The organism is Solirubrobacter deserti (genome assembly GCF_027587175.1).
Lineage (GTDB): Bacteria > Actinomycetota > Thermoleophilia > Solirubrobacterales > Solirubrobacteraceae > Solirubrobacter > Solirubrobacter deserti.
Genome location: NZ_JAPCID010000048.1, coordinates 1 through 24,538, shown reverse-complemented (window position 1 = coordinate 24,538; position 24,538 = coordinate 1). Strand labels below are relative to the sequence as shown.

At 72.4% G+C, this 24,538-nt stretch carries 14 protein-coding genes and 1 pseudogene; 9 read left to right on the top strand and 6 right to left on the bottom strand.

Going from position 1 to position 24,538, the window contains the following annotated elements; genetic code table 11:
• Window positions 1-17: 17 nt before the first annotated feature.
• The 3 genes from OJ962_RS25900 to OJ962_RS25890 all read right to left on the bottom strand — a co-directional run bounded on the left by OJ962_RS25900 (window position 18) and on the right by OJ962_RS25890 (window position 4,430).
• Window positions 18-857 (bottom strand): DUF2334 domain-containing protein, encoded by an 840-nt coding sequence (locus OJ962_RS25900; protein ID WP_202957731.1) that lies wholly within the window; start codon window positions 855-857, stop codon window positions 18-20.
• A complete protein-coding gene (locus tag OJ962_RS25895) occupies window positions 857-1,969 on the bottom strand; it encodes a glycosyltransferase (RefSeq protein WP_202957732.1) in 1,113 nt (370 codons plus the stop codon). Before OJ962_RS25895 ends, OJ962_RS25900 begins: the two co-directional genes overlap by 1 nt.
• Window positions 1,970-2,183: 214 nt before the next feature.
• Window positions 2,184-4,430, bottom strand: coding sequence for a glycosyltransferase (locus OJ962_RS25890; RefSeq protein WP_202957733.1), 2,247 nt, complete (start codon window positions 4,428-4,430; stop codon window positions 2,184-2,186).
• Between the two features lie 114 nt (window positions 4,431-4,544).
• Between OJ962_RS25890 and OJ962_RS25885 the strand changes: the two genes are divergently transcribed.
• Window positions 4,545-6,566: a glycoside hydrolase family 31 protein gene (locus OJ962_RS25885; protein ID WP_202957734.1), complete on the top strand. Its 2,022-nt coding sequence runs from the start codon at window positions 4,545-4,547 to the stop codon at window positions 6,564-6,566.
• Window positions 6,567-6,617: 51 nt separating this feature from the next.
• Window positions 6,618-7,394 carry a phosphodiester glycosidase family protein gene (locus tag OJ962_RS25880; protein ID WP_202957735.1) on the top strand — a complete coding sequence of 259 codons (777 nt, stop codon included), beginning with the start codon at window positions 6,618-6,620 and terminating at the stop codon, window positions 7,392-7,394.
• Between the two features lie 73 nt (window positions 7,395-7,467).
• Here OJ962_RS25880 and OJ962_RS25875 read toward each other — a convergent pair whose 3' ends face one another.
• On the bottom strand, window positions 7,468-8,379 hold the full coding sequence (locus tag OJ962_RS25875; RefSeq protein WP_202957736.1) for a DNA polymerase domain-containing protein: 912 nt from the start codon (window positions 8,377-8,379) through the stop codon (window positions 7,468-7,470).
• An 88-nt stretch (window positions 8,380-8,467) separates the two neighbouring features.
• On the opposite strand from OJ962_RS25875, the gene OJ962_RS25870 reads away from it, so the two are divergent.
• From OJ962_RS25870 to OJ962_RS25850, 5 genes are all read left to right on the top strand, one after another.
• Window positions 8,468-9,742 (top strand): glycosyltransferase family 4 protein, encoded by a 1,275-nt coding sequence (locus OJ962_RS25870; protein WP_202957737.1) that lies wholly within the window; start codon window positions 8,468-8,470, stop codon window positions 9,740-9,742.
• Window positions 9,743-9,868: 126 nt separating this feature from the next.
• A complete protein-coding gene (gene gltB, locus OJ962_RS25865; protein ID WP_202957738.1) occupies window positions 9,869-14,407 on the top strand; it encodes a glutamate synthase large subunit in 4,539 nt (1,512 codons plus the stop codon).
• Window positions 14,407-15,903, top strand: coding sequence for a glutamate synthase subunit beta (locus OJ962_RS25860; protein ID WP_202957739.1), 1,497 nt, complete (start codon window positions 14,407-14,409; stop codon window positions 15,901-15,903). Before gltB ends, OJ962_RS25860 begins: the two co-directional genes overlap by 1 nt.
• Window positions 15,904-15,944: 41 nt before the next feature.
• Window positions 15,945-17,546 carry a M28 family peptidase gene (locus OJ962_RS25855; RefSeq protein ID WP_202957740.1) on the top strand — a complete coding sequence of 534 codons (1,602 nt, stop codon included), beginning with the start codon at window positions 15,945-15,947 and terminating at the stop codon, window positions 17,544-17,546.
• 19 nt (window positions 17,547-17,565) lie between these two features.
• A complete protein-coding gene (locus OJ962_RS25850; RefSeq protein WP_202957741.1) occupies window positions 17,566-18,375 on the top strand; it encodes an SDR family NAD(P)-dependent oxidoreductase in 810 nt (269 codons plus the stop codon).
• Here OJ962_RS25850 and OJ962_RS25845 read toward each other — a convergent pair.
• Both OJ962_RS25845 and OJ962_RS25840 read right to left on the bottom strand, forming a co-directional pair.
• Window positions 18,364-19,509, bottom strand: coding sequence for a cysteine desulfurase-like protein (locus OJ962_RS25845; RefSeq protein ID WP_202957742.1), 1,146 nt, complete (start codon window positions 19,507-19,509; stop codon window positions 18,364-18,366). The two genes, OJ962_RS25850 and OJ962_RS25845, sit on opposite strands and share 12 nt — an antisense overlap.
• The gene (locus OJ962_RS25840; protein WP_202957743.1) at window positions 19,506-19,901 is read right to left on the bottom strand and encodes an NUDIX hydrolase; all 396 of its coding nucleotides are present in this window, start codon (window positions 19,899-19,901) and stop codon (window positions 19,506-19,508) included. The genes OJ962_RS25845 and OJ962_RS25840 overlap by 4 nt, the downstream gene beginning before the upstream one ends.
• A gap of 96 nt (window positions 19,902-19,997) precedes the next feature.
• Here OJ962_RS25840 and OJ962_RS25835 point away from each other — a divergent pair, with 96 nt between their 5' ends.
• The gene (locus tag OJ962_RS25835; protein WP_202957744.1) at window positions 19,998-23,642 is read left to right on the top strand and encodes a M36 family metallopeptidase; all 3,645 of its coding nucleotides are present in this window, start codon (window positions 19,998-20,000) and stop codon (window positions 23,640-23,642) included.
• A 202-nt stretch (window positions 23,643-23,844) separates the two neighbouring features.
• Window positions 23,845-24,538: pseudogene (locus OJ962_RS25830) on the top strand (hypothetical protein); the annotation flags it as partial.

Here is a 24,538-nt window from a genome sequence, read left to right as displayed (position 1 = left end):
TGGCGCGCAGGACGTCCTCAGCAGAGGTCGTCGTAGGTCACCGCCGTGCGGGCCCGCGTCCGGCCCAGCACCCGCTCGAGGGCGGCCAGGTGACGCGGATGGTCGAAGTCGGCCGGATGCAGGTCCAGCCGCATCACGCGCGGCGACAGCGCCGCCCCGGCCCGTACGAACGCGGGGGACGTCGCGCGCTTGAGCGCACCCGACGTGCCGAGGCAGAGCGCCGGGGAGCGGACGTCCGCGCGCCCGTGCACGCGCAGCAGCGTCGCCCACCAGTCGAAACGCGCGCTGAGCGCGCGGCGCAGCGCGCCCGTGTAGGCGTAGGCGGGGGCGACGAACCCGCGCGGCTGCAGGCCGGCGTCGGCGAGCACGCGCCGCCCGGCCTCGACCGACTCCGCGGCGGCGGTCGCGCTCATCCCCGCGTACTCGGCGGCGCGCCCGCCCTGCCAGTGGCGGATCGGGCGCGCGAGCAGCGGGCCCGGGCGCGTCTGGCGGTGCTGCAGGCCGTGCTGGGCGATCGCGTCACCGGCGTCCTGGCAGTCCAGCAGCCAGTACTTCAGCTCGGGCGAGCGCGACGGGAACGGGTGCAGCTGCGGCGCCGGGATGACGAGCAGCGTGACGCGGTCGACGCCGTGGTCGCGGAGCCAGTCGCGGATCTCCACGCAGCGGCGGAAGCTCGTGGGCTCGACGTCGTGGATCGCGACCGCGAGCTTGGCGCCGTCCACCGGTGCCGGGCGGACGGGCGTGCCGATGTGGTGGGCCGGCCGGGGCGGCGTGAGCTCGCGCTCGGAGACCGCGGCGAGCATCAGCTTCGCGATCTCGTCGACGTCGGCGAGCTGGCTGGAGTTCGGCCCGACCATCACAGCGCCTCGAGGTCGGCGAGCTCGGCCGCGAACGCGTGCTCCCAGCGGTGCGCGGAGGCGAAGCGGGCCGCGGCGAGGCGGTCCGGGACGCCGGCCCGCGCGCGTTCGATCGCGGCGGCGAGGCCTTCGATGTCGCCCGGTGCGAATGTCTCGGCCAGCGGCCCGACGACGCGGGCGGACGGTGCGGAGGTGCACGCGACGACCGAGGCGCCGCTCGCGGCCGCCTCGAACGCGACCAGGCCGAACGTCTCCAGCTCGCCCGGCATCACGACGCAGCGGGCGGACTCGTAGGCGCGCGCGAGCGCCTCGCGGTCGCTCTCGTAGCCGACCATGCGCACGCGGTCGGCGACGCCGAGCTTGCGCGCGCGGGCGGCGATCGCGTTCTCGGCCGTGCCCGTGCCCATCAGCCACAGCGGCCACGGCTCGGACGAGCGCGCCGCGGCCTCCAGCAGCTCGAAGACGCCCTTCTCGCGGCTCAGCCGGCCGGCGTACAGCACGTGGTCCCCGCGCTCGGTGCCGCCGCTGGGGAAGAAGGCGGGGTCCAGGCCGAAGCGCAGCGGCAGCGTCGCCTCGCGGCCGGTGTCGCCGAGCGGGTCGCACGCGGCCATGACGGCGTCCACATGCCCGTAGGCGCGGCGCATCCAGGCGCCGAGCGCGGGGCGGTAGAGCCGGTTCGGGCCGGGGATGGCGTTGACGTCCAGGTCCAGCGAACCGTGGTGGACCATCACCACGCGCGCGCCGACCGAGCGGGCGGCGGTGACCGCGGCGCGCGGGGCCCAGAACGGGTCGTGCAGGAGCACGAAGTCGGGCTCGAGCTCGACCAGCAGGTCGGCGAGCGGCCGGATGCCGAGGGGCCAGCGGTAGCCGTTGTTCGGCGCCACGCGCACCGACGGCAGCGCGCACGTCGGGCCGCTCACGTCGCGCTGCGTGCCCGGGACCACGAGCCGGTGCTCGAACGCGCCGGTCCGCTGGGCGTACGCCACCTTGGCGTTCAGGTAGGTACGGATGCCGCCGCTGCGTTCGCCGTAGAACAGCGCCACGTCGACCACGCGGTGCCGCCCCGGCTCGACGAGCCGCAGCGGCGCGCGCTCGTCGAACGCGACGCTCACGCGCCCGGCTCCGAACCTAAAGGGGTCAGACCCGTTAATGTTTCTTTAGGTTCGCCGGCGAGGGCGGTTTGGCGCAAGTGCGCGGAAAGCGGCGTGTCGGGGAGGTGCGCGAACGGCGCGCGGTCACGAAGGTCAAACCTAAAGGGGTCAGACCCCTTCAGGTTGCGGGCGAGTCGGTGCTGTGCTGCCGGGTCGGGTGCCGCGGTGCTGCGGGTCATGCCGCGCGGACCTCGCCGGTCGCGGCGGCGCGGGCGGCGAGGGAACGCATCCAGCCCGCGCCCAGGGCGGCCATCGAGGCCTCCCACGTGCGTTCGCGGACGGCGCTGAGGCCGCCGCGGGCCAGGCGGGCCCGGGCGGGGGGCGAGGCGGCCAGGCCGCAGACGGCGTCGGCCAGCGCGCTCGCGCTCGCCGGGCACAGCATGCCGGTGCGGCCCGAGTCGATCAGCTCGACGGGGCCGCCCGCCGCCACGGCGACGACGGGCAGCCCCGAGGCCTGTGCCTCCAGCACCACCTGCCCGAAGGTGTCCGTCTGGGAGCAGAAGAGGAAGAGGTCCGAGTCCGCGTAGGCGCGGGCCAGGCCGTCGCCCTCGAGCCAGCCGAGGAACGTGCCGGCGCTGCCGAGGCGGGAGCGCAGCGCCTCCTCCTCGGGGCCGCCGCCGGCGAGCACGAGCTCCAGGCGCGGGTCGCGCGCGCGGGCGGCGAGGAACGCGTCGGCCAGCAGGTCGACGCCCTTCTCCTTGGTGAGCCGGCCCGCGTACATCACGCGCACCTTGCCGTCGTTGTCGCGCGCGCGCAGCGTCGGCGAGAAGCGCTCGACGTCCACGCCGCGGTCCCAGCGGCCGATCCCGTCGATGCCCATCGAGCGCAGCCGCTGGTCGGACACGGCGGAGGGGGACAGGACCACGTCGCAGGCGCCGTAGAAGGCGGTCAGCGCCGCCTCCATCGCGAAGCCGAGCTTCTGGTCGCCCGAGCGCATCTGCGTGTAGGTCGTGAGCTCGGTGTGGTAGGAGCCCGTGATCGGCATGCCGAGGACCTTGCCGATCAGCGCCGAGGCGACGCCGGCCGGGCCCGGCGAGCACAGGTGCAGGACGTCGTAGCGGCCCTCGCTCAGGGCCTCGACGACCGCCGGCAGCGACGGCACGCCGACGCGCAGGCCCGCGTAGAACGGGATGTCGACCTCGGCCACGGCGGACAGGCGGCGGTCCACGTGCGGGTCGGTGCCGATGACCTCGACCTCGAACCCGGGCACGCCGCGCTCGCGGATCTCGTCCAGCGTGTGGGTGACGCCGTGCATGCCGCCGATGCCGTCGGCGACCAGCGCGACGCGCAGCGGCTCACCGTCACGGCGCGCGAGCTTGCTCTTCTCGCGGCCGAGGAAGGCGGCGGCGGGCGCGTACGGGATGGCCGCGACGCAGGCGGTGAAGACCTCTTCGGCGGCCGCGTCGATCTCGTTCGGGGCGGCGATCGCCTTCGCGACCGCGCGCTCGAGGCCGCGCTCGTGGCAGCGCCGCGCGCGGCGCTCGAGGGCCGCGTGCGAGAAACCGTCGGACTGCAGGAGCGTGAGCAGCTCGCGCTCGCTCATGCGCAGGTCCACCGCGTCCAGCCACGCGCGCAGCAGGGCGCGGCCGTCCTCGGGGCCGAGGTCGGCGCCGACGGAGCCCGCGCGGGCATCGCCCTCGGTCATCACGCGCTCGACCATCTTCAGGACCGCGGCGGGATCCGGCGCGGCCGTGGAGTCGCCGCGGCCGAGCGCGCGGATGGCCAGCGCCATCGCGGCGTGCGCCCACTTGGCGGCGGAGCCCTGCTCACCCATCGCCTCGACGTGACCCGCGCGGATGTGCGCGAGGAACTCCTGCGGGGTGGCGGCGGCCGGGGTCTCCGACCACGTGCGGCCGATGTCCACGCCCGCGTGGTCGTCCGAGCCGCCCGTGCCGGTGCCGCCGTGCGTCTCGACGTAGATTGCGGCCGGGTGGTTGAGCTCGGGCGCGCGGGAGCCGTTGCGGACCTCCCAGACGTCGAACAGCTGCGCGAGCCGGCGCCGGTGGCGCGGCTGCAGCGGGGCCTCGACGGCGTAGAAGGGATGCGCGAGCGAGGCGGTGATCTCGTTCGTGCGCAGATACTCGGCGATGACCTCGACGTCATCGGCGTGCGCCTGCAACCACTCGTGATCGTCCGGCGTGATGCCCAGGCACAGGATGTGCACGGCCTGGGGCTCACCCTTGAAGCGCGCGGTCAGCTCCTCGGAGATGAACACATCCGGCCGGTCGGCGATGGACAACACACCGTCGATCGTGTCGTGATCGGTGATCGTCACGAAGTCCATCCCGCGGCGCTTGGCCAGGGAGTAGACCTCCTCGGGCGGCGTGGCGCACTCCGGCAGGCCCAGAGAGCGCTGGACACCGAGCTTGGACACCTCGGATGCCGTCGAGTGGCAGTGGAGGTCCGCGCGGCTGGTGGTCATGAGGCGGAGAATCGTGCCGGTCTGCAGGCGTTTTGTGATCAAGCCGCGACCAACCGGTGATCGTCTTGTGAACATCCGCACGACACACCGAAGTGGTGTCGAAGCTCAAGCGCTGTGAAGGTGCGCAGATGGGAAGGTCGAGCCGAGGATCAGTTCATCCAGCTGACCGAGGGGATGGTCCCGGCCGAGACGCTCGAGGACCCCGTCGACTCGGATGATTTCACCGTCGAGCAGCTCGGTCCGCGACACGAGCTGGTGACGGTCGCGCCCGGCGGTCACCGGGTCGCGCTCGTGCTGCCGGGCCACCCGGAGCAGCGCTTCGTGGGGCTCGGCGCGCGGCACGGACTGCACGTCGATCAGGCCGGGCGGCGGGTCCAGCTCGGCGCCGACCGGGCCTACACCGGGCCGGACTGCCCGCCGGACATGCTCGACGTCGGCGGGATCCCGCAGGGCGACTACGCGCCGGTGCCGTTCGTGCTGTGCTCGCGCGGCTGGGCGGCATGGATCGAGAACGACGGCTCGGGCGTGCGCTTCGACCTCGGCGACGAGGTGGTCCTCTCCGTGCGTTCGGCCTCCGGCCCGTTGAAGGTCCACCTGTTCACGCAGCGGACGCCGGCCGCGCGGCTGCGCGCGTTCCTGGAGTACACGGGATCGCTGCCGCCGGTGCTGCCGGAGTGGGCGTACGGGTTCTGGAAGAGCCGCGACGTGTACCCGCACCAGACGGACGCCGAGGCGGACTGGGCGGGGCACCGCAGGCACGGCATCGCGCTCGACGCGATCGTGCTGGACTCACCCTGGGCGACGCAATACAACACGTGGGAGTTCAACCCGCACCAGTTCCCGGACGCGCGCGGGTATGTGTCCAAGCTGCGAGAGGACGGGGTCCGCACCGTGGTGTGGGTCGCGCCGTGGGTGAACCTGGACTCGCGCGAGGGCCAGTACCCGCCCGACGACGAGTCCGCCCGGCTGCACCGCGAGCCGGCGCCCAACTACGAGCCCGAGCACTTCGTGCGGGGTGCCGACGGCGAGCCGCTCGTGTCCAAGTGGTGGATGGGCAAGGGCTCGCCGGTGGACTTCACGAGCCCCGCGGCCGAGCGGTGGTGGCGCGAGCAGGCCAAGCGGGTGCTGGAGCTCGGGGTCGAAGGCATCAAGGCCGACGACGGCGAGGGCTGGTACTTCCCCGACGATGTGCAGTTCGCGGACGGGCGGACCGGGGCGGAGTTCGCGTGGGGGCACGGGCTCGCGTACCGGCGTTCGATGCAGCGGGCGCTGGACGAGGTGCATCCCGGGACGGGCGTGCTGTTCGGCCGGCCGGGGTGGACGGGGCAACAGGCTGTCGGCGTGACCTGGGGCGGGGACCAGCCGAGCGACTTCTGGTCGCTGAAGACGCTGGTGGCCGCGACGCTCAACGCCGCGGCGAGCGGCTTCTCCAACTGGTCGCACGACGTCGGCGGGTACCTCGGCGAGCGGCTCGTGTCGCGCGCGACGAAGGAGCTGCTCGCGCGCTGGGTGCAGTTCGGCTGCTTCACGCCGCTGATGCAGGCGCACAGCCGCTTCGAGCAGGAGGCGTGGACCTACGACGACGAGCTGCTCGACCTCTACCGCGAGCACGTGCTCCTGCACGAGCGGCTCGTGCCCTACATCCGCGCGGCGGCGGCGACCGCGCAGCGCACCGGCCTGCCGATCATCCGGCCGCTGGCGTTGACCGACCCGAGCGACGTGCGCGGCTGGTCGATCGCCGACGCGTACGGCTTCGGGCCGTCCTTCTGGGTCGCGCCGGTGCTCGAGGACGGCGCGCGCTCGGTGCACGTCGATCTGCCGCGCGGGGACTGGATCGAGGTCGCCACCGGGCGGCACGTGCACGGTGGCGGCGAGGTCGACGCGGATGCGCCGCTGCACCGGGTCCCGCTGTGGGTCCGCCGCGGCGCGTTGATCGTCACCTACCCGGCCGAGCACGTCGCGCGCGGGCTCGGCGACACGCCCGAGCACGAGCGCCCGCTCGAGGCGACGCTGTGGGGCGAGCCAACGTGCGGGCGCGCCAAGGTCCGCCTCGCGGACGGCACGACGATCCGCTACGACCGCGGCGAGTGGACCGTCCCCCCGGACCGACCGGTGGTGTTCGAGGAGCGGAACTAGCCCAACGGTATGTTCACAACCGGTCAGGCCAACGGGAGCATTCTGCGGGACATGGCTCTCGCCACCAAAGCCCCGCTCAGCGCGCCGCGCGCGGGCTCGGCTCGCAGCATGCGCCTGGATCTCGCCGACGGCGCGTGCACGACCATCCACGTCGCCGTGCACGACCGCGAGCACACGGAGTTGCGCGTCGCGCTCATGCGCGGGCAGGCGAAGCTCGAAGCGTGGTGCGCCGCCCAGGGCATCCAGGAGGCGATCGTCGGCGGCTTCTTCGCACGTCCGCACGGCACGCCGCTCGGCGAGGTCCGCACCCGCGGCGTCGCCCGCGAGCATGTTCCCTTCACCGCACCGTTCGATGCCGTTCGCGCATGCGTCCACGTGGACGGCGGCGAGGCCGCGATCGCACCGCGCTCCGCGCTGCCCGCGGCCCCGCGCGGGGATCTGCTGCAGGCCGGGCCGCTGCTGGTGCGTGACGGGGCGCCGATCTTCCGCCGCGAGGACGACGTCGAGGGCTTCAGCGCCGCGAACGGTCAGTTCGACTCCGACATCACGGACGGGCGGTACCCGCGGGCGGCGCTCGGCCTGTGCGCCGATCGGATCTTCGCGGTCGCGGTCGACGGGCGGTCCGCGGACGACTCCGGGCTGACCCTGGAGGAGCTGGCCGCGCTGATGGCGGCGCTCGGTGCCGACGTGGCGATGAACCTCGACGGCGGTGGGTCCACGTCGCTGGTGAGCGGCGGGCGGTTGCAGAACCGACCCCGGTCGCAGTTCGACGTGCCCGAGCCGGGCGGCCGCCCGGTGTCGACGGCGCTGGTCTTCCTACCGCGCTGACGGCAACGGCGAGCACAGGCGATCGGTCACTTGACCCCCGTAGAGGTGGTGAAGTGACCGATCCCGCCGGTCATCACGCGCGTTCGTCGGCCGCGCGCTTGCGGCGCTTGCCCTCGTGCATCGCGACCACCCGAGCGACGGGGATCGCGCGGCCCTCCTCGACCAGGTCGGTGGGCAGCGCCTGGGGCGCGGGCATCGACTCCACCCACGGGTCCCGGCCCTCCAGGAGCGCCGGCACCGTCCGGATCGTGAAGTCGGCCGGAGTGATCCGCGTGACGTCGTCCCACGGGACCGGGAACGACACCGGCACGCCCGGCCGGATCCGGGGCGAATAGGCCGCCACCACCGTCGCGCCACCCGCGCGCGTGGAGTCGACGAACACCTTGCCCTCGCGCTCCTCGACCACGTACGCCGTCGTCGCGATCGACGGATCGAGCGCCACCGCCCGCGCGGCCAGCGCGCGCGTCGCGTGGGCGATCTCCTCGCCGTCCGCGGACACCGGGACGAAGATGTGCACGCCCTTGGAACCGCTGGTCTTCAGCGCGCCCTGCAGCCCGGCCGCCGCCAGCGCCTCCCGCACGAGCAGCGCCGTGGCCGCGACGACGTCGAAGGCCGCGCCCGGTGGCGGGTCCAGGTCGAGCACGAGGTGCGTCTGCGGCCAGAGCGTGGGGTGGTACTCGATCGCGCGCTGGTTGGCGAACCACAGCAGGGTCGGCTTGTCGTTGCAGAGCGCGTAGCGGACCTCGCGCTTGGAGCGCTCGGCCCAGATGCCGACGGTCTTGATCCAGTCGGGCGCGTTCTTCGGGACGTTCTTCTGCATGAACGGCTTCTGGCCCGGGCGGGCGCGCATGACGGACAGAGGCCGGTCGCGCAGCTGCTCGATCAGGGGGTCGGCGACGGCCTCCAGGTAGGCGACGAGGTCGCCCTTCGTCGCCTCGGCGCCGTCGAACAACGGCTTGTCGAGGCTCGTGAACGCGACGTCCATGCCGCGAACCCTAGGGCGTGGAACGGAATGACGCTCGCGCAGGTATGTTCACAGTCTGGCTACTTCGCGTTCACATCCGCACGCCCTGATGGGGCTGCTGTTCTACCCCCGCGGCGGGTCCGCGCACGTCGCGCGCAACCTCGCGCACGCGCTGCCGGCCGTCGGCTGGGAAGTCACGGTCCTCAGCGGCAGCATCACGGGCCACGGCGACGCGCGCCGGTTCTACCACGACCTGGACGTCCGGCCCGCGGACATGGCGGCCGGCTTCCCGCTGCACCCCTCCTACGAGGACCGCGAAGATGCCGCTGACCGCGTCTTCGGCCTGCTCGACGCCGACGACGCCGAGCGTCACGCCCGCGCCTGGACGCGTGCGCTGCAGTCCGCCGGCGCCGCGCACGCCGACGTCCTGCACCTGCACCACCTCACGCCGCTGTACGAAGCCGCCCGCCGCGCGGCGCCGCAGGTGCCGATCGTCGGCCACCTGCACGGCACCGAGCTGTTGTTCCTGGAGGCGGTGAAGCAGGACCCGCTGCGCTGGCCCTACGGGCTCGCGTGGGCCGAGCGGATGCGCAGCTGGGCGCTGCAGGCCGAAAGATTGATCGTGCTGTCCGAGACGCAGATCGAGCGCGCCGAGCGGGTCCTGCCGGTCGACCCCGACCGCTACACCCTGATCCCGAACGGCTACGACCCCGACCTGTTCACCGAGCGCACGGTCGACCGCGCCGGGCTCTGGGCCGACCTGCTCCCCGACGCCGGCATCGACCACGACACGCCCGTCCTGCTGTACGTCGGCCGCTTCACCGAGGTCAAGCGCGTCCCGCTGCTGATCGAGGCCTACGAGCGCGCGCGCCCCGGCTTTGCCCGCCGCGCCCCGCTGGTGCTCGTCGGCGGCTTCCCGGGCGAGCACGAGGGCGAGCACCCGGCCGACACGATCGCCCGCGTCGGCGCGCAGGACGTCCACCTCGCCGGCTGGCACGAGCACGACGAGCTCCCGAACATCCTCGCCGCGTCCGACGTCGTCGTCCTGCCGAGCGTGCGCGAGCAGTTCGGCCAGGTCCTGGTCGAGGGAATGGCCTGCGGACTGCCCGCGATCGCCGTCGACGCGCACGGCCCGGCCGACATCGTCGAGCACGGCCAGACGGGCTGGCTGGTGGAGCCCGACGACGCGCAAGGACTCGCGAACGCGCTGGTGGAGGCCGTCAACCGGCCGCAGGAGCGCCGCCGGCGCGGCCGCAACGCCGCCGAGGACGTCGCGGAGCGCTACGCGTGGCCCTCGTTGGCCCAGGAGATGGCCGACCTGTATGACCGAGTTTCCGGCGTTGACGCAACGTTGTTGCGCACAAACGCCGCACATAGCGGCTGATCGCTGCGCGAAACGCAACGGTTGACGGGCCGCGCTGTTGAGCGGCCGGCACACCTGTTGCTACTTTGTCACTCCCTTCCGAGCCCTCGGATGGGGTTTCGCGTCCCCCGACCCCGTCGCTCGCCTATGCCTGAACGTCCACGTGGCCGGATCGGCCTCTACGACCCGACCTACGAGCACGACGCCTGTGGCGTCGCCATGGTCGCAAAGCTGGACGGTTCGCCGTCGCATGAGGCCGTAGAGCGCGCGATCGTGGCGCTCGAGAACCTCGAGCACCGCGGCGCTGCGGGCGCGGATCCCAACACGGGCGACGGCGCCGGAATCCTGCTGCAGCTGCCCGACGAGTTCCTGCGCGGCGTCATCGACGCCGAGTTGCCGCCCGTCGGCGCCTACGGCGTCGCGATGCTGTTCCTCCCGCGTGAGGAAGAGGAGCGCGCGCGGCTGGAGGCGCTGCTGACCAAGACCGTCGAGGACGAGGGCCAGACCGTCATCGGCTGGCGCGACGTCCCGGTCGACAAGGACTACGTCGGCATCACGGCCAACCTGTACGCGCCGTACGTCAAGCAGCTGGTCGTGGGCGCCTCCGAGGCGCTCGCGGGGGACCAGGACGCGTTCGAGCGCAAGCTGTACGTGATTCGCCGCGTGGCCGAGCTCGCAGCCGGGCCGGAGCTCGTGATCCCGAGCTTCAGCTCGCGGACGATCGTCTACAAGGGCATGCTGACCAGCCCGCAGCTGCTCGGCTACTTCCCGGACCTGCAGGACAGGCGCACGAAGACCGCGATGGCGCTTGTCCACTCGCGCTTCTCCACGAACACGTTCCCGAGCTGGGAGCTCGCGCACCCGTTCCGCATGATCGCCCACAACGGCGAGATCAACACGGTGCGCGGCAACATCAACTGGATGCGGGCGCGCGAGTCGCAGCTCGCCTCCGAGCTGTTCGGCGAAGACCTGCAGAAGGTGCTCCCGGTCGTGCGCGCCGGCGGCAGCGACTCCGCCACGTTCGACAACGTGCTCGAGCTGCTCACGCTCGCGGGCCGCAGCCTCCCGCACGCGGTGATGATGATGATCCCGGAGGCCTACGCCGACCGGGACGACCTCCCCGAGGAGCTGCAGGCGTTCTACGCCTACCACGCGTGTCTGATGGAGCCGTGGGACGGCCCCGCCGCGGTCACGTTCACCGACGGCCGCGTGATCGGCGCGACGCTGGATCGCAACGGCCTGCGTCCCGGCCGCTGGCTGGAGACCACGGACGGCTGGGTCGTCCTGGGCTCCGAGACCGGCGTGATGGACGTCCCGACCGAGAAGATCAAGCGCAAGGGCCGCCTGCAGCCGGGCAAGCTCTTCCTGGTCGACCTCGAGCAGGGCCGGATCATCGAGGACGAAGAGGTCAAGCGCGCGGTCTCCACCGCCAAGCCGTACAAGCAGTGGTTCGAAGAGGGCATCGTGCACCTCGCGGATCTGCCCGAGCCCCCGGAGCTGCCGAAGTCCGAGCTGCCGCTGCCCAACCGCCAGCGCGCGTTCGGCTTCACGCAGGAGGACCTGCGCGTCCTGCTCGCGCCCACCGCCGCCAACGGCGAGGAGCCGATCGGCTCGATGGGCAACGACAACGCGCTCGCGGTCCTGTCCGACCATCAGCCGCCGCTGTTCAGCTACTTCAAGCAGCTGTTCGCGCAGGTCACCAACCCGCCGATCGACCCGATCCGCGAGGCGATCGTCATGAGCCACGGCACGGGCGTCGGCTCGGAGAGCAACCTGCTCACCGACGGCCCCGAGCACGCGCACCAGCTGTCGATGAAGACGCCGCTGCTGTTCGACCGCGAGCTCGCGCAGCTGCGCCACGTCGACTCCTCGATCTTCAAGGCGCACACGGTGGACATCACGTGGCCGATCGCCGAGGGTCCCGAGGGGATGCTCAAGGCGCTCGACCGCGTCTGCGCCGAGGCCGACGCGGCGCTCGCCGACGGCGTCAACATCCTCATCCTCAGCGACCGCGCCGTGAGCCCGAAGCGTGTGGCGATCCCGTCGCTGCTGGCCGTCGCGGGCGTGCACCACCATCTCGTGCGCGAGGGCACGCGCCTGCAGACCGGCCTCGTGCTCGAGTCCGGCGAGCCACGTGAGGTGCACCACTTCGCGACGCTGATCGGCTACGGCGCGTCCGCGATCAACCCGTACCTGATGCTCGAGTCGCTCGAGGAGCTCGTCAAGGACGGCCGCGTGCCGGGCGTCGAGGACTTCGAGACGGCGCAGTGGAACGTCGTCAAGGGCGTGGCCAAGGGCCTGCTCAAGACGATCTCCAAGATGGGCATCTCGACGATCCAGTCCTACAACGGCGCGCAGATCTTCGAGGCCGTCGGGCTCGCGTCCGACCTGATCGACCGCCACTTCACGGGCACCGCTTCGCGCATCGGCGGCATCGACAGCCACATCCTGGCCGTCGAGACGCTCGAGCGCCACGCGCGCGGGTTCGGCCTCGCGACCAGCGATCTGCTGCCGGTCGGCGGCGTGTACGCGTGGCGTCGCGAGGGCGAGCACCACATGTGGAACCCGGAGACGATCGCGCTCCTGCAGCACTCCGTGCGCCACGGCGGCCGTCCGACCTACGACGAGTACTCCAAGCTCGTCAACGACGACGCGGCCCGTCGCGCGACGCTCCGCGGCCTGCTCAAGTTCAAGGAGCTGCCCGAGGACGAGTGGCTGGACATCGACGACGTCGAGCCGGCGTCCGAGATCGTCAAGCGCTTCGTCACCGGCGCGATGTCGCTGGGCTCGATCAGCCGTGAGTCGCACGAGACCCTCGCGATCGCGATGAACCGCCTCGGCGGCAAGTCGAACACGGGCGAGGGCGGGGAGGACCCGGTCCGCTTCACCCCGGATCCGAACGGCGACCGCCGCCGCTCGGCGATCAAGCAGGTGGCCTCCGGCCGCTTCGGCGTGAACATCAACTACCTCGTCAACGCCGACGAGCTGCAGATCAAGATGGCCCAGGGCGCCAAGCCCGGCGAGGGCGGCCAGCTGCCGGGCCACAAGGTGGACCGCTACATCGGCTCGATCCGCTTCACGACGCCGGGCGTCGGCCTGATCTCGCCGCCGCCGCACCACGACATCTACTCGATCGAGGACCTCAAGCAGCTCATCTACGACCTGCGCTGCGCCAACCCGGCCGCGCGGATCTCGGTGAAGCTCGTGTCCGAGGTCGGCGTGGGCACGGTCGCCGCGGGCGTCGCAAAGGCGAACGCCGACCACGTGCTGATCTCCGGCCACGACGGCGGCACGGGCGCGTCCCCGCTGAGCTCGATCCAGGCGGCCGGCGCGCCGTGGGAGATCGGCCTGGCCGAGACGCAGCAGACGCTGGTGCTCAACGACCTGCGCAGCCGCATCTGGGTGCAGACGGACGGCCAGCTCAAGACGGGCCGCGACGTGATCGTCGCCGCGCTGCTGGGCGCCGACGAGTGCGGCTTCTCCACCGCGCCGCTGATCGCGACGGGCTGCATCATGATGCGCGCCTGCCACCTGAACACGTGCCCGGTGGGCATCGCGACGCAGGACCCGGAGCTGCGCAAGCGCTTCAAGGGCGAGCCCGAGCACGTCGTGAACTTCTTCTTCTTCGTCGCGGAAGAGGCGCGGGAGATCATGCGCCGGCTCGGCATCCGCCGCTACGAGGACCTCGTCGGCCGCGTGGACCTGCTCGAGGCCGACGACGCGATCGAGCACTGGAAGGCCCGCGGCGTGGATCTCACGCACGTGCTGGCCGCGCCGCCCGTCGCCGACGACGCTCCGCGCCGGCGCCTGCGCCCCCAGGACTCGCCGCTGCCGGGCGCGCTGGACTGGACGCTGATCGAGGCGGCCAAGGACGCCATCGACCACCGCATGAAGGTCACGGGCGACTTCGACGTGCGCAACGTCAACCGCACCGTCGGTGGCCTGCTCTCGAGCGCGGTCACGAAGGTGCACGGGGCCCAGGGCCTGCCGCCCGGGACGATCAAGTTCACGCTGCGCGGCTCGGCCGGTCAGTCGTTCGGCGCGTGGCTCGCGCCGGGCGTGGAGCTGACGCTGATCGGCGACGCCAACGACTACACGGGCAAGGGCCTGTCCGGCGGTGTGCTCACCGTCGCTCCGCCCGAGGACGTCACGTTCAAGCCCGAGGAGAACGTCATCGTCGGCAACACCGTGCTCTACGGCGCCAGCGGCGGCCGCGCGTTCTTCCGCGGGCTCGCGGGCGAGCGCTTCGCGGTGCGCAACTCGGGCGCCTCGGCGGTCGTCGAGGGCGTCGGCGACCACGGCTGCGAGTACATGACGGGCGGCCGGGCGGTCATCCTCGGCCGGACCGGACGCAACTTCGCCGCCGGCATGAGCGGCGGCGTCGCCTACGTCCTGGACGAGGACGACACGTTCGGCGAGCGCTGCAACATGGGCCTCGTCGGGTTCGACCCGATCGAGGACTCCGACGCCATCGAGCTGCACAACCTGATCGCCGAGCACGCCGAGCGCACCGGGTCGACCGTCGCGCAGCGGATCCTGGACGCGTGGGACGACTATCTCCCGCGCTTCAAGAAGGTCATGCCGCACGACTACAAGCGCGCGCTGGCCGAGATGGCGGCCGAGGATGCCGTGTCGACGGGCGGCGGCGGTTTCGTGACCGAGCCCGCCGAGGAGGTCAAGTCCTGATGGGCAAGGTTGGTGGGTTCCTCGAGATCAACCGGGTCGAGCAGCCGGAGCGCAATCCGGCCGAGCGCCTGCACGACTTCAACGAGTTCGTGGACACGCTGCCCGTGGAAGGGCTGCGTGAGCAGGGCGCGCGCTGCATGGAGTGCGGCGTGCCGTTCTGCCACAACGGCTGCCCGCTGGGCAACCTGATCCCGGACTGGAACGACCTCGTCTACCGCGACCGCTGGCGCGAGGCGATCGACCAGCTGCACGCGACCAACAACTTCCCGGAGTTCACCGGCAAGCTCTGCCCCGCCCCGTGCGAGGCGGCGTGCGTGCTGGAGATCCGCGAGGGCGACGCGGTCTCGATCAAGCAGATCGAGGTCTCGATCATCAACCGCGCGTGGGATGAGGGCTGGGTCAAGCCGCAGCCGCCGAAGGTCGAGACCGGCCGCACCGTCGCCGTCATCGGCGCCGGCCCGGCGGGCATGGCCGCGGCGCAGCAGCTGCGCCGCGCCGGTCACACGGTCACGGTCTACGAGCGCGACGAGGCGGGCGGCGGCCTGGTGCGCTTCGGCGTGCCGCACTTCAAGATCGAGAAGTGGGTCATCGAGCGCCGGCTCGAGCAGCTCAAGGCCGAGGGCGTCGAGTTCCGCTACGGCGTGGACGTCGGGGTCGACATCACGGCCGAGGAGCTGCGCGCGCAGCACGACGCTGTGGTCATCGCCACCGGCTCGCGCGTCCCGCGTGACCTCCCGGTCCCCGGCCGCGAGCTCGAGGGCGTGCACTTCGCGATGGAGTACCTGTACGACCGCGCGCGCTGCCTGGACGGGAACGCCCCCGAGAACCCGATCACGGCCAAGGGCAAGCACGTCCTCGTCGTGGGCGGCGGTGACACGGGCGCGGACTGCGTCGGGCACTCGTTGCGCGAGGGTGCCGCTTCGGTGACGCAGATCGAGCTGCTCGGCGAGCCGCCCAAGCAGCGCCCGGACGACCTCACCCCGTGGCCGCGCTGGCCCGTGAAGCTGCGCACCTCGTACGCGTTGAAGGAAGGCGGCGAGCGCGACTTCGCGATCTCGACCACGAAGCTGACCGGCAACGGCCGCGTGCAGGAGGTGCACTGGGTGCAGAACTCCGGCAAGCCGCCGTTCGACGCGATCCCCGGCACCGAGGAGTCGCATCCGGTCGATCTCGTCCTGCTCGCGATGGGCTTCCTGTCGCCCGAGCAGGAGCTGCTGGAGGCGCTCGGCGTCGAGCGCGACGCGCGCGGCAACGCCAAGGCGGGCGCGTACGCGACGTCCGCCGACGGCGTGTTCGCCGCCGGCGACGCGCGCCGCGGCCAGTCGCTGATCGTGTGGGCGATCAACGAGGGCCGCCAGTGCGCCCGCGTCGCCGACCGCTACCTGCGTCAGCTCGCCGCGCGTGACCCGCGCGACGAGGAGTCCGCGGGCACCAGCGACCGGTTCGGCTCGCCCGACCTCGGCGCCGACCCGCCGCAGGTCGCATCGAACGCTTAGGCACTTGACACTCAACTATCTGGCGTAGGAGGGTGAGCCTCATGAGAGGCTCACTTCTCGCCGGTGCCTTGGGCATCGGCTTGCTGCTCGCGGGTGCAGGGCCCGCGCTGGCGACGGGCGCAGGCAACGACACCTCCGCCAAGTTGCGCAAGGCCGTCACGGTCGACGGGATTCGGCTGCACCAGGGTGCGCTGAACCTGATCTCGTCGTTGACGAACGGGAACCGGCTGGCGGGCACGCCCGGCTACGACCGGTCGGCGGACTACGTGGCGCTGCAGGCGAAGCTGGCCGGGTTGCAGGTCAGTCGCCAGAGCTTCGAGTACGAAAACTTCTTCCTCGCCGATTGGAAGCCGCCGGTGCTCGACGTCCGGCGTGGCAAGAGCTACATCCCGGGCATCGCGGGGTCCAACGGCGGCGGCGACTTCGGGTCCATGATCAACTCGCCGTCCACGGACGTGACGGGCCCGGTGTGGGCCGCGGACCTGCTGATCCCGTCCCCGGCGCCGAACACCTCCACGTCGGCGTGCCAGGCGGCCGACTTCGCGGGCATGCCGCAGGGCGCAATCGTGTTGATCCAGCGCGGCGGCTGCGGCGAGCTGACCAAGTTCCGCAACGCGTACACCGCCGGTGCGGCGGGCGTGGTCTACATCAACGAGGGCGTTGCCGCGCCGGGCTTCGAGGACCCACGCTGGTTCGACATGGCGGCCTTCGGGCCCGAGCCGTGGGCGCCGATGGTGGCCGCGCAGGTCGCAACCGTCGCCGACCTCGCGGGGAGCGTCCGCCAGGGTCTCGTCGGCAAGACGGTCCGCTTCCGCGTCGACCAACGGGTCGGCACCTACCCGACCGAGAACGTCATCGCGGAGACGCGCGGCGGTGACCCGAACAAGGTGATCGTGGTCGGCGCGCACCTCGACAGCGTCGGCACGGGTCCGGGCATCAACGACAACGGCTCCGGATCGGCCGCGATCCTGGAGATGGCGCGGGCGCTGCGCGGCGTGTACCCGAAGAACAAGATCCGCTTCATCTGGTTCAGCGCCGAGGAGTCGGGCCTGCTGGGTTCCGAGGACTACGTGGCGCGCCTGTCCGACGCCGAGCGCGCGAAGATCGCGGCCAACCTGAACTTCGACATGATCGGGTCCCCGAACTTCGTCAACTTCGTCTACGACGGCGACCTGTCGGACTCGCCGCCGATCGGCGAGGACGTGTTCCACCCGGCGGCGCGGCCGTTCTCGGCCACGATCGAGAAGTACTTCCTCGACTACTTCCGCAGCCAGCGCATCCCGACGGCGCCGACCGACTTCGACGGCCGCTCCGACTACGGGCCGTTCATCCGCAACGGCATTCCGGCCGGCGGCCTGTTCACGGGCGCCGAGGGCATCAAGACGCCCGAGCAGGCGGCGATCTGGGGCGGCACCGCCGGTGAGCAGTTCGACCCCTGCTACCACGAGGGCTGCGACAACGTGTTCAACAACTCAGGCCGCGCGCTCGACCAGAACTCGGACGCCGCGGCGCACGTGCTGATCACGCTCGCGCAGACCAAGATCCCGGACCGGCCCGCGATCACGCCGGCCCCGGCCGCGCGGCGGGTCGCTCCGGCGTCGGCGTTCGAGCACGCCGGCGACCTGGTGGCCTTCGACCCCTGAGTCCCAGTACAGTCGCGCCGTGGCCAGCGTGCTCATCACCGGCTGTTCAACCGGGATCGGGCACGCGACCGCGGCGCGGCTGGCGCGGTCCGGGCGCTGGACGGTGTACGCGTCCGCGCGGCGCGTGGAGACCCTCGCCGGGCTCGAAGCGCTCGGCTGCCGGGTGCTCGCACTCGACGTGACCGACGAGGCGTCGATGGCCGCGGCCGTCGACGCGGTCGAGGGCGGGGTGGACGTGCTCGTCAACAACGCGGGCTACTCGCTCTCGGGCGCGCTCGAGACGCTCCCGATGGAGGAGGTCCGGCGGCAGTTCGAGACCAACGTGTTCGGGCTGCTGCGGTTGACGCAGCTCGTGCTGCCCGGGATGCGCGAGCGGCGCTCCGGCACGATCGTGAACCTGTCGTCGATGGGCGGGAAGCTGACGTTCCCGGGCGGCGGCGCCTACCACGCGACCAAGTACGCGGTGGAGGCGATCAGCGACGCGCTGCGCGTCGAGGTCGCGCCGTTCGGCGTGCGCGTGATCGTGATCGAGCCGGGGCTGATCCGGACCGAGTTCTCGGCGACGGCGTCCAGCGGAGTACGCGAGACCGGCCCGTACGCCGAGTTCAACGCGGCCGTCGCGCGCAGCACGCGCGACGCCTACCACGGGCCGCTGGGCCGGCTGGGCGGGGACGCGGGCACGGTCGCGGAGGCGATCGAGGCGGCGCTGCTCAAGCCGAAGGCGCCGACGCGGGTGTTGGTCACCCCGTCGGCGCGGCTGCTGGTCGGCCTGCGCCGGGTGCTGCCCGACCGCGCGTGGGATCGCGCGGTCGGTCGCTCATTCCGCTAGTTCGGAGACGGCCGCGAGCAAGCGCTCGGCGTCCGACGCGTCGTTGTAGTGCAGGAAGCCGGCCCGGATGCCCCCGTGGGGTGCGAGGCCGAGCACCCGCTCGAGCTCCCAGGCGTAGTAATTGCCGTTCCACACCGCGATCTCACGCTCAGCTAGAGCCTTAGCCACGGCCTCGGGGTGCACGTCCTTGACCGTGAACATCAGCGTCGGCGCGCGGTCGCCGGCGTCGCCATAGAGCGTCACGTGGTCCATCGCGCGCAGCCCGTCGAGCGCCTGCTGCATGAGGCCCTCCTCGTGCGCGCGGACGGCGTCGAAGTCGAGCTCGAGCATGTACTCGGCCGCCGCGCGGACGCCCGCGAGCGACTCGAACGGCAGCGTCCCGAGCTCCCAGCGGTCCGGCGCCTCCTCCGGCGCGGGGTTGAGCTTGTCCGGGCGGAACTCGCTCAGAAGGGCGGGGCTCGCGCACAGCACCGAGACGTGCGGGCCGAACCACTTGTAGGCGGAGCAGGCGAGGACGTCGGCGCCGAGCGTCGCGAGGTCGTAGCGGCGGTGCGGGGTGGCGTGGACGGCGTCGATGTACACGCGCGCGCCGACCCGGTGCGCGGCGGCGACGATCCCCTCGAGGTCCGGCACGGTGCCGACCGCGTTGGACGCGGCGGTCACGGCGACCCACTTGGTGCGCTCGGTGAGCACGGCCTCCACGGCGGACGCGGGCAGCTCCAGCGTGCCCTCGGTGGGCTCGGCGAAGTTGACCGTCACGCCCGCGCGCTCGGCCGCGATCACCCACGGGCGCACGTTGGAGTCGTGGTCCAGGCGCGTGCAGACGATCTCGTCGCCGGGCTCGAGCGCGCGCACGACCGTGGCCGCGAAGCGCATCGTCGTGGCCGTGAAGCTCGGGCCGAAGAAGATGCCCTCGGGCTCGCCGCCGAGCAGCGTCGCGCAGGCGGCGCGGGTGCTGTGCACGAGCTCGTCGGTCTCGTGCGCGGCCTTGAACGCGCCGCCGTGGTTGGCCATCGCGCCCGAGCGCATGAAGTCGCTCATGGCCTCGATCACGCTGTCGAGCACCTGGCTGCCGGCGGCGCCGTCCAGGCGCGCCCAGCCATCGCCCAGCCCGGGGAAACGGTCACGGTTCACTTGGCCACCTCTTCGGCGAGCTCGGCGTCTCGGGGATAGGAGAGGAGCTTCGCGGCCTTCTTCGGCGGCAGCCAGCGGATCTCGTCGACCTCGTCGTTGGGCTTGAACTTCCCCTCGTCCACGAGCTTCATCAGCCAGTAGCGGACGGCCTTCGAACGGCCCTTGCGGTCGCGATAGAACGTCGGGGAGAGCTCCTTGCCCAGCTTGCAGCGCAGCCCGGTCTCCTCGAACACCTCGCGCAGCGCCGCCTCCTCCCAGGTCTCACCCGGGTCCAGCTTGCCCTTGGGCAACGACCAGTCGTCGTAGCGCGGACGATGCACGACCGCGATCGCGCCATCCTCGCGACGGACGACCCCGCCCGCGGCCTTCACCTCTGCCTCTTCCGGCTCCATGGCGGGCCATGGTCGCAGACGCTGGCCGGATGTCGGGGTCGCCTTTTTAGCGTCCGGTACTAGATTCGGCACATACGCCGGAGAGGGGTCACCGCGTTGTTGCTGTTGGCGGCGTGCACGCTGCCCGCTTCCGCGCGCGCGGACGTCGAGGTGCTCGCCGGGAAGCTGGACGGCCCGCTGACGCGCCCCGCCGAGGGCGCCGCGGCCACCATCGGGCTGCGCTACGTACGCGAGCACCGCTCCCAGCTCGGCCTCACCGCGGCCGACCTCGAGACGCTCGACGACCCGTCGGTGGAGACGATCGGCGATGTCCGCCAGGTCCGCTGGCGCCACGAGATCGACGGGATCGAGGTCGCCGACGCCGAGCTGCGCGTGAACGTCGACTCCGACGGGCGCCTGATCAACGTGCTCGGCTCGCCTCCGGAGCAGCCGGCGGACACGACGCCGCGGCTGCCCAAGCCGCAGCCGGATGCCGACCTGACGATCTACGACGGCCGGCTCGGCTGGCGCTATCGCGACGGGACGACGGACCTGATCAGCGACGCCGACACGGGCAAGGTCCTCAAGCGCACGGAGCTCACGCGGGACGCGACCGCCCGCGTGTGGGAGAACCACCCGGGCGCGACGCACGGAGGCCAGGAGGTCGTCCGCCCTTTGCCCGTCGCCTGGTTGAGCACGGACGACCGGCTGTTCGGCCCGTTCGTGCACACCTACACGGATCTCGACGGCAGCAACACCGCCGCGCCGACCGAGGAGGTGCGGCCGGACCCGTACCCCTTCTCGCCCGTCGCGAGCTGCGCCATCTGCGGGTGGGACGGCACCAACGGGACACGGCTGCGCAACCGCGAGCAGAACGCGGTCCAGGCCTTCTACCTCGTCAACCGCTTCCGTGAGCATGCGCTCAGCAGGCTCGGCTTCGACTTCAAGGGCGACCGGCTGCTGGTGGAGGCGAGCGACACGGCCGCGCTGAGCGGCAACGCGTTCGACACCAACAACGCGAACATGTACACGCCGCCGGTCGGCCAGTCGCCGCGCATGCAGCTGTACCTGTGGCGTTCGCCCTATCGCACGGTGAACGCCGGCGACGACGCATCGATCGTGTTCCACGAGTACGCGCACGGGCTGACGAGCCGGCTCGTGACCGATTCCGACGGGGTCGTCGCGCTCGGCTCCTGGCAGTCCGGCGCGATGGGCGAGGGCTGGAGCGACTTCTACGCCAAGGACTTCCTGCTCGAGCAGTTCCCGCTGCTCGACGACTCGGGGGTGCGCGGCGACGTGAGCATGGGCGCCTACGTCGACGCCGTGAGCAACACGATGCGCACGCAGGGGCTCGACTGTCCGGTCGGACTCGACGCGCCGCGCTGCCCGGGCGGCGGCTACACCTACGGCGACTTCGCCGACGGCCTGCCCGACTGGCACCGGGACGGCGAGATCTGGGCGCAGACGCTGTGGGACCTGCGCGGCGAGGTCGGGATGGACGACGCGCGCGTGCTCGTCACGCGCGCGCTGCCGCTCGCGCCGCCCGAGCCGAGCTTCCTCGACATGCGCAACGCGATCCTGCAGGCCGATCAGACGCACCTCGCCGGCCGCCACCACGCCAGGATCTGGAAGGTGTTCGCCGCCCGTGGCATGGGCTTGTTCGCGAGCACGACCGGCGGCCAGGACACCGAGCCGGTCGAGAACTTCGACGACCCGACCGACGCGGGGGCTCCGGGGACGATCACCGGGCGCGTGACGGACGCGGTCGACGGTGCCCCGGTCGCGGGCGTGACGGTGAGCGTCGGCGGGCTCAGCGCGGGTCCCGACGCACGGGTGGCGACGACGCGGGCCGACGGCACGTACACGCTTCCGAACGTCCCGGAGCAGGCGGACGCGACACTCGTCGTGCGCGGCACCACGCGCCAGCAGCTCGAGACGGGCTTTGAGCAGGCGTTCGTGACGGTCGACGTCGTGGCGGGAACGACGGTGACCGCGGACGCCGCGGTGCGTCGCAACTGGGCCTCGATCCGCGCGGGTGCGACGCTGCAGTCCTCCGGCGGGAGCGAGAACGCGGGCAGCGGATGCGGGCCCAAACAGGCGCTCGACGGCCACACCGGCAGCACCTGGTCGATGGCCGCGCGCAGCCCGCTCGTGGTGATGCTGCCGCGGACGATCAACGTGCGCGGGATCGGCATCGATCCGCGCGAGGGCTGCGTCGACGACTGGAAGTCCGCGCTCCGGGGCTATCGCGTCGAGGTGTCCGGGGACGGAATGCAGTGGAGGACGGCCCGTGAGGGCGAATTCACGTTCGAGAACCGGCTGCAGATGAACCGGTTCGCGATCAGCGAGCCGGACGTCCGGTACGTGCGTCTGACCCCGCTGTCCAACCTCGGCGGCGCGACCTGGACCGACGTGACCGAGTTCGCCGTCTACGGCCACGCGCACGCGGAGACGGACGTCCTCAGCGGACCGACGGTGCCGGACTCGACCGCGACGTTCACGTTCGGCGGGGAGGGCGCGGCGCGCTTCGAGTGCCGCGTCGACGCGGGGGCGTGGGAGGCGTGCACGTCGCCGAAGACCTACACCGGGCTGGCGTCGGGCGAGCACCTCTTCGAGGTCCGCGCGTTCAACCGCGCGAACGAGCCCGACCCGACTCCGGCGCAGCGGGCGTTCACGATCGACGCGCTGCTGCCGCAGACGAAGATCGAGAGCGCGCCGCCCGCGACCACGCGCGAGCCGAACCCGGGGTTCACCTTCTCGGGCGGGAGCTCGTACGAGTGCGCGTGGAACGGCGTTGCCGGACCGTGCGCGCGGGCGCTCGGGGACGGGACGCACACGCTCACGGTCGCCGCACGCAACGCGCACGGCCTTGATCCGTCGCCCGCGTCCTACACCTTCACGGTCGACCGGACGGCACCGCTGACCGCGATCTCGGCCGCGACGGTGGCCGGGCGGATCGCGACGTTCGCGTTCGCCTCGCCGGACCTCACCGCGGTCACGCACACGTGCGCGCTGGACGGGGTGACGGCGCCGTGCACATCGCCGCGCGTCTATGCGGGGGTGGGGGACGGGCCGCACACGTTCACCGTCACCGCGACCGACGCGGCGGGCAACACGGCATCGGCTACCCGCACCGTGACGGTCGACGCCACGCCGCCGGAGACGATGATCGAGTGGGCGCCGCCGCCGATCCTCACCGCGCGTGACTTCGCGCTCGCCTTCCGGGCCGGCGAGGACGCGACGTTCGTGTGCTCGATCGACGGGGCCGCTGCGACTCCGTGCACGAGCCCGCTGGCGCTGAGCGGTCTCGGGGACGGCGCGCACAGCGTGGTCGTGACCGCGATCGACGCCGCCGGCAACGCCGACCCGACGCCGGCGCGAAGCGACTTCACGGTGGTCGTCCCCGGGGTGCCGGCCGGACCGAGCCCGACGCCGTCGGTGACGCCGCGCGCGACGGCCACCCCGGCGCCGAGGGCAGCGTTGGCTACCGTGGCGGGGCCGAAGACCGTCTCCCGGCGGTCGGGCAAGGTGAAGCTGACGCTGAAGGGCGTCCGCGGCGCGAAGGTCGCGGTGCGGGCGAAGGTCGGAACGCGCGTGGTCGGGAGGGCGACGAAGACCCTCAGTGGTTCGACGCTGACGCTCTCGCTCACGCTCGACAAGAAGCGGCTGAAGGCCGGGACGTCCGTGTCCGTGCGGGTCCAGGCCACCGGCGCTGGGCTCACGCCGGTCTCCCGAACGCTCAAGATCCGGGTCAAAGCCTGAAGTCAGCGCGCGGACCTGCCGGTCCTAGCCGACCGGCCAGGGAGCGCCTCGGACGTGCGTCCAAAACGCGTGAAAAGGCGCACCGGCCTCCCGATTTGTGCGTACGCTCGCCCCTCTGCCAGTCCAGCAGTCACCTAAGACGATTCTCTTCGCACGCCAGCGCCGGTGGATCCGTGTCGCTGCGTCCTGCGCGCTGGGGAGCATGCTGCTGCTCTACGTCACCCCGATCGCGCAGGCTGCCCCGGGTGACCAGGCGGACCCGCCGTTGCCCGGCGTGGTCAGCCCGCAGCTGACGTTCCCCCAGTACGAGCCGCCTAAACCGGATTCCGCCGAGGCCGCCGAGGAGGCCCCGATCGAGGCGCCGAAGGACGAGGCGCGCGAGCCGGGGCCCGCGCCGGAGCAGCCGCGCCGCGAGGAGCCCGCGCCGGCCGCCGCGCCCGAGTCCGAGCCGACGCCCGCCGGCCCCGCGTCCACGCAGGAGCAGGCGCCCGCGCCGGCCCGCGCCGAGAAGCCGAAGATCGACAAGGACGACTACGCCGTCGAGACCCCGGCCAAGGACGAGTCCGAGGAGGAGGAGGCGCCCCTCACGAACACCGACGAGCTGAGCCCGCTCGCCCCGATGCCAACCGACAAGGTGTCCGCGGGCCACCGCCAGACCGCGCCGGACCCGCTCGCCGAGGCCTCTCCGGCCCCGCCCGTCTCGCTGAGCGAGACCCAGAAGCTGCTCGAGCAGGCCGCGACCGCGCCGGCGCCGACCGCCACGCCCGTCCCGATGACGCCGACGGTGGAGACGCCGTCCGCACCCGCCACCGACGTGCCGCCGACCGCGAGCGCCGCCGCCGCGCCCGCGGCGTCCGACGGCGGCGAGGCGAAGGCCGCCGCTGCGAAGTCGGCCG

Coding starts and splice junctions, on each gene's coding strand:
- OJ962_RS25900 (WP_202957731.1), bottom strand. CDS start 857: ATGGTCGGGCCGAACTCCAGCCAGCTCGCCGACGTCGACGAGATCGCG.
- OJ962_RS25890 (WP_202957733.1), bottom strand. CDS start 4,430: ATGACCACCAGCCGCGCGGACCTCCACTGCCACTCGACGGCATCCGAG.
- OJ962_RS25880 (WP_202957735.1), top strand. CDS start 6,618: ATGGCTCTCGCCACCAAAGCCCCGCTCAGCGCGCCGCGCGCGGGCTCG.
- OJ962_RS25875 (WP_202957736.1), bottom strand. CDS start 8,379: ATGGACGTCGCGTTCACGAGCCTCGACAAGCCGTTGTTCGACGGCGCC.
- OJ962_RS25870 (WP_202957737.1), top strand. CDS start 8,468: ATGGGGCTGCTGTTCTACCCCCGCGGCGGGTCCGCGCACGTCGCGCGC.
- gltB (WP_202957738.1), top strand. CDS start 9,869: ATGCCTGAACGTCCACGTGGCCGGATCGGCCTCTACGACCCGACCTAC.
- OJ962_RS25860 (WP_202957739.1), top strand. CDS start 14,407: ATGGGCAAGGTTGGTGGGTTCCTCGAGATCAACCGGGTCGAGCAGCCG.
- OJ962_RS25855 (WP_202957740.1), top strand. CDS start 15,945: ATGAGAGGCTCACTTCTCGCCGGTGCCTTGGGCATCGGCTTGCTGCTC.
- OJ962_RS25840 (WP_202957743.1), bottom strand. CDS start 19,901: ATGGAGCCGGAAGAGGCAGAGGTGAAGGCCGCGGGCGGGGTCGTCCGT.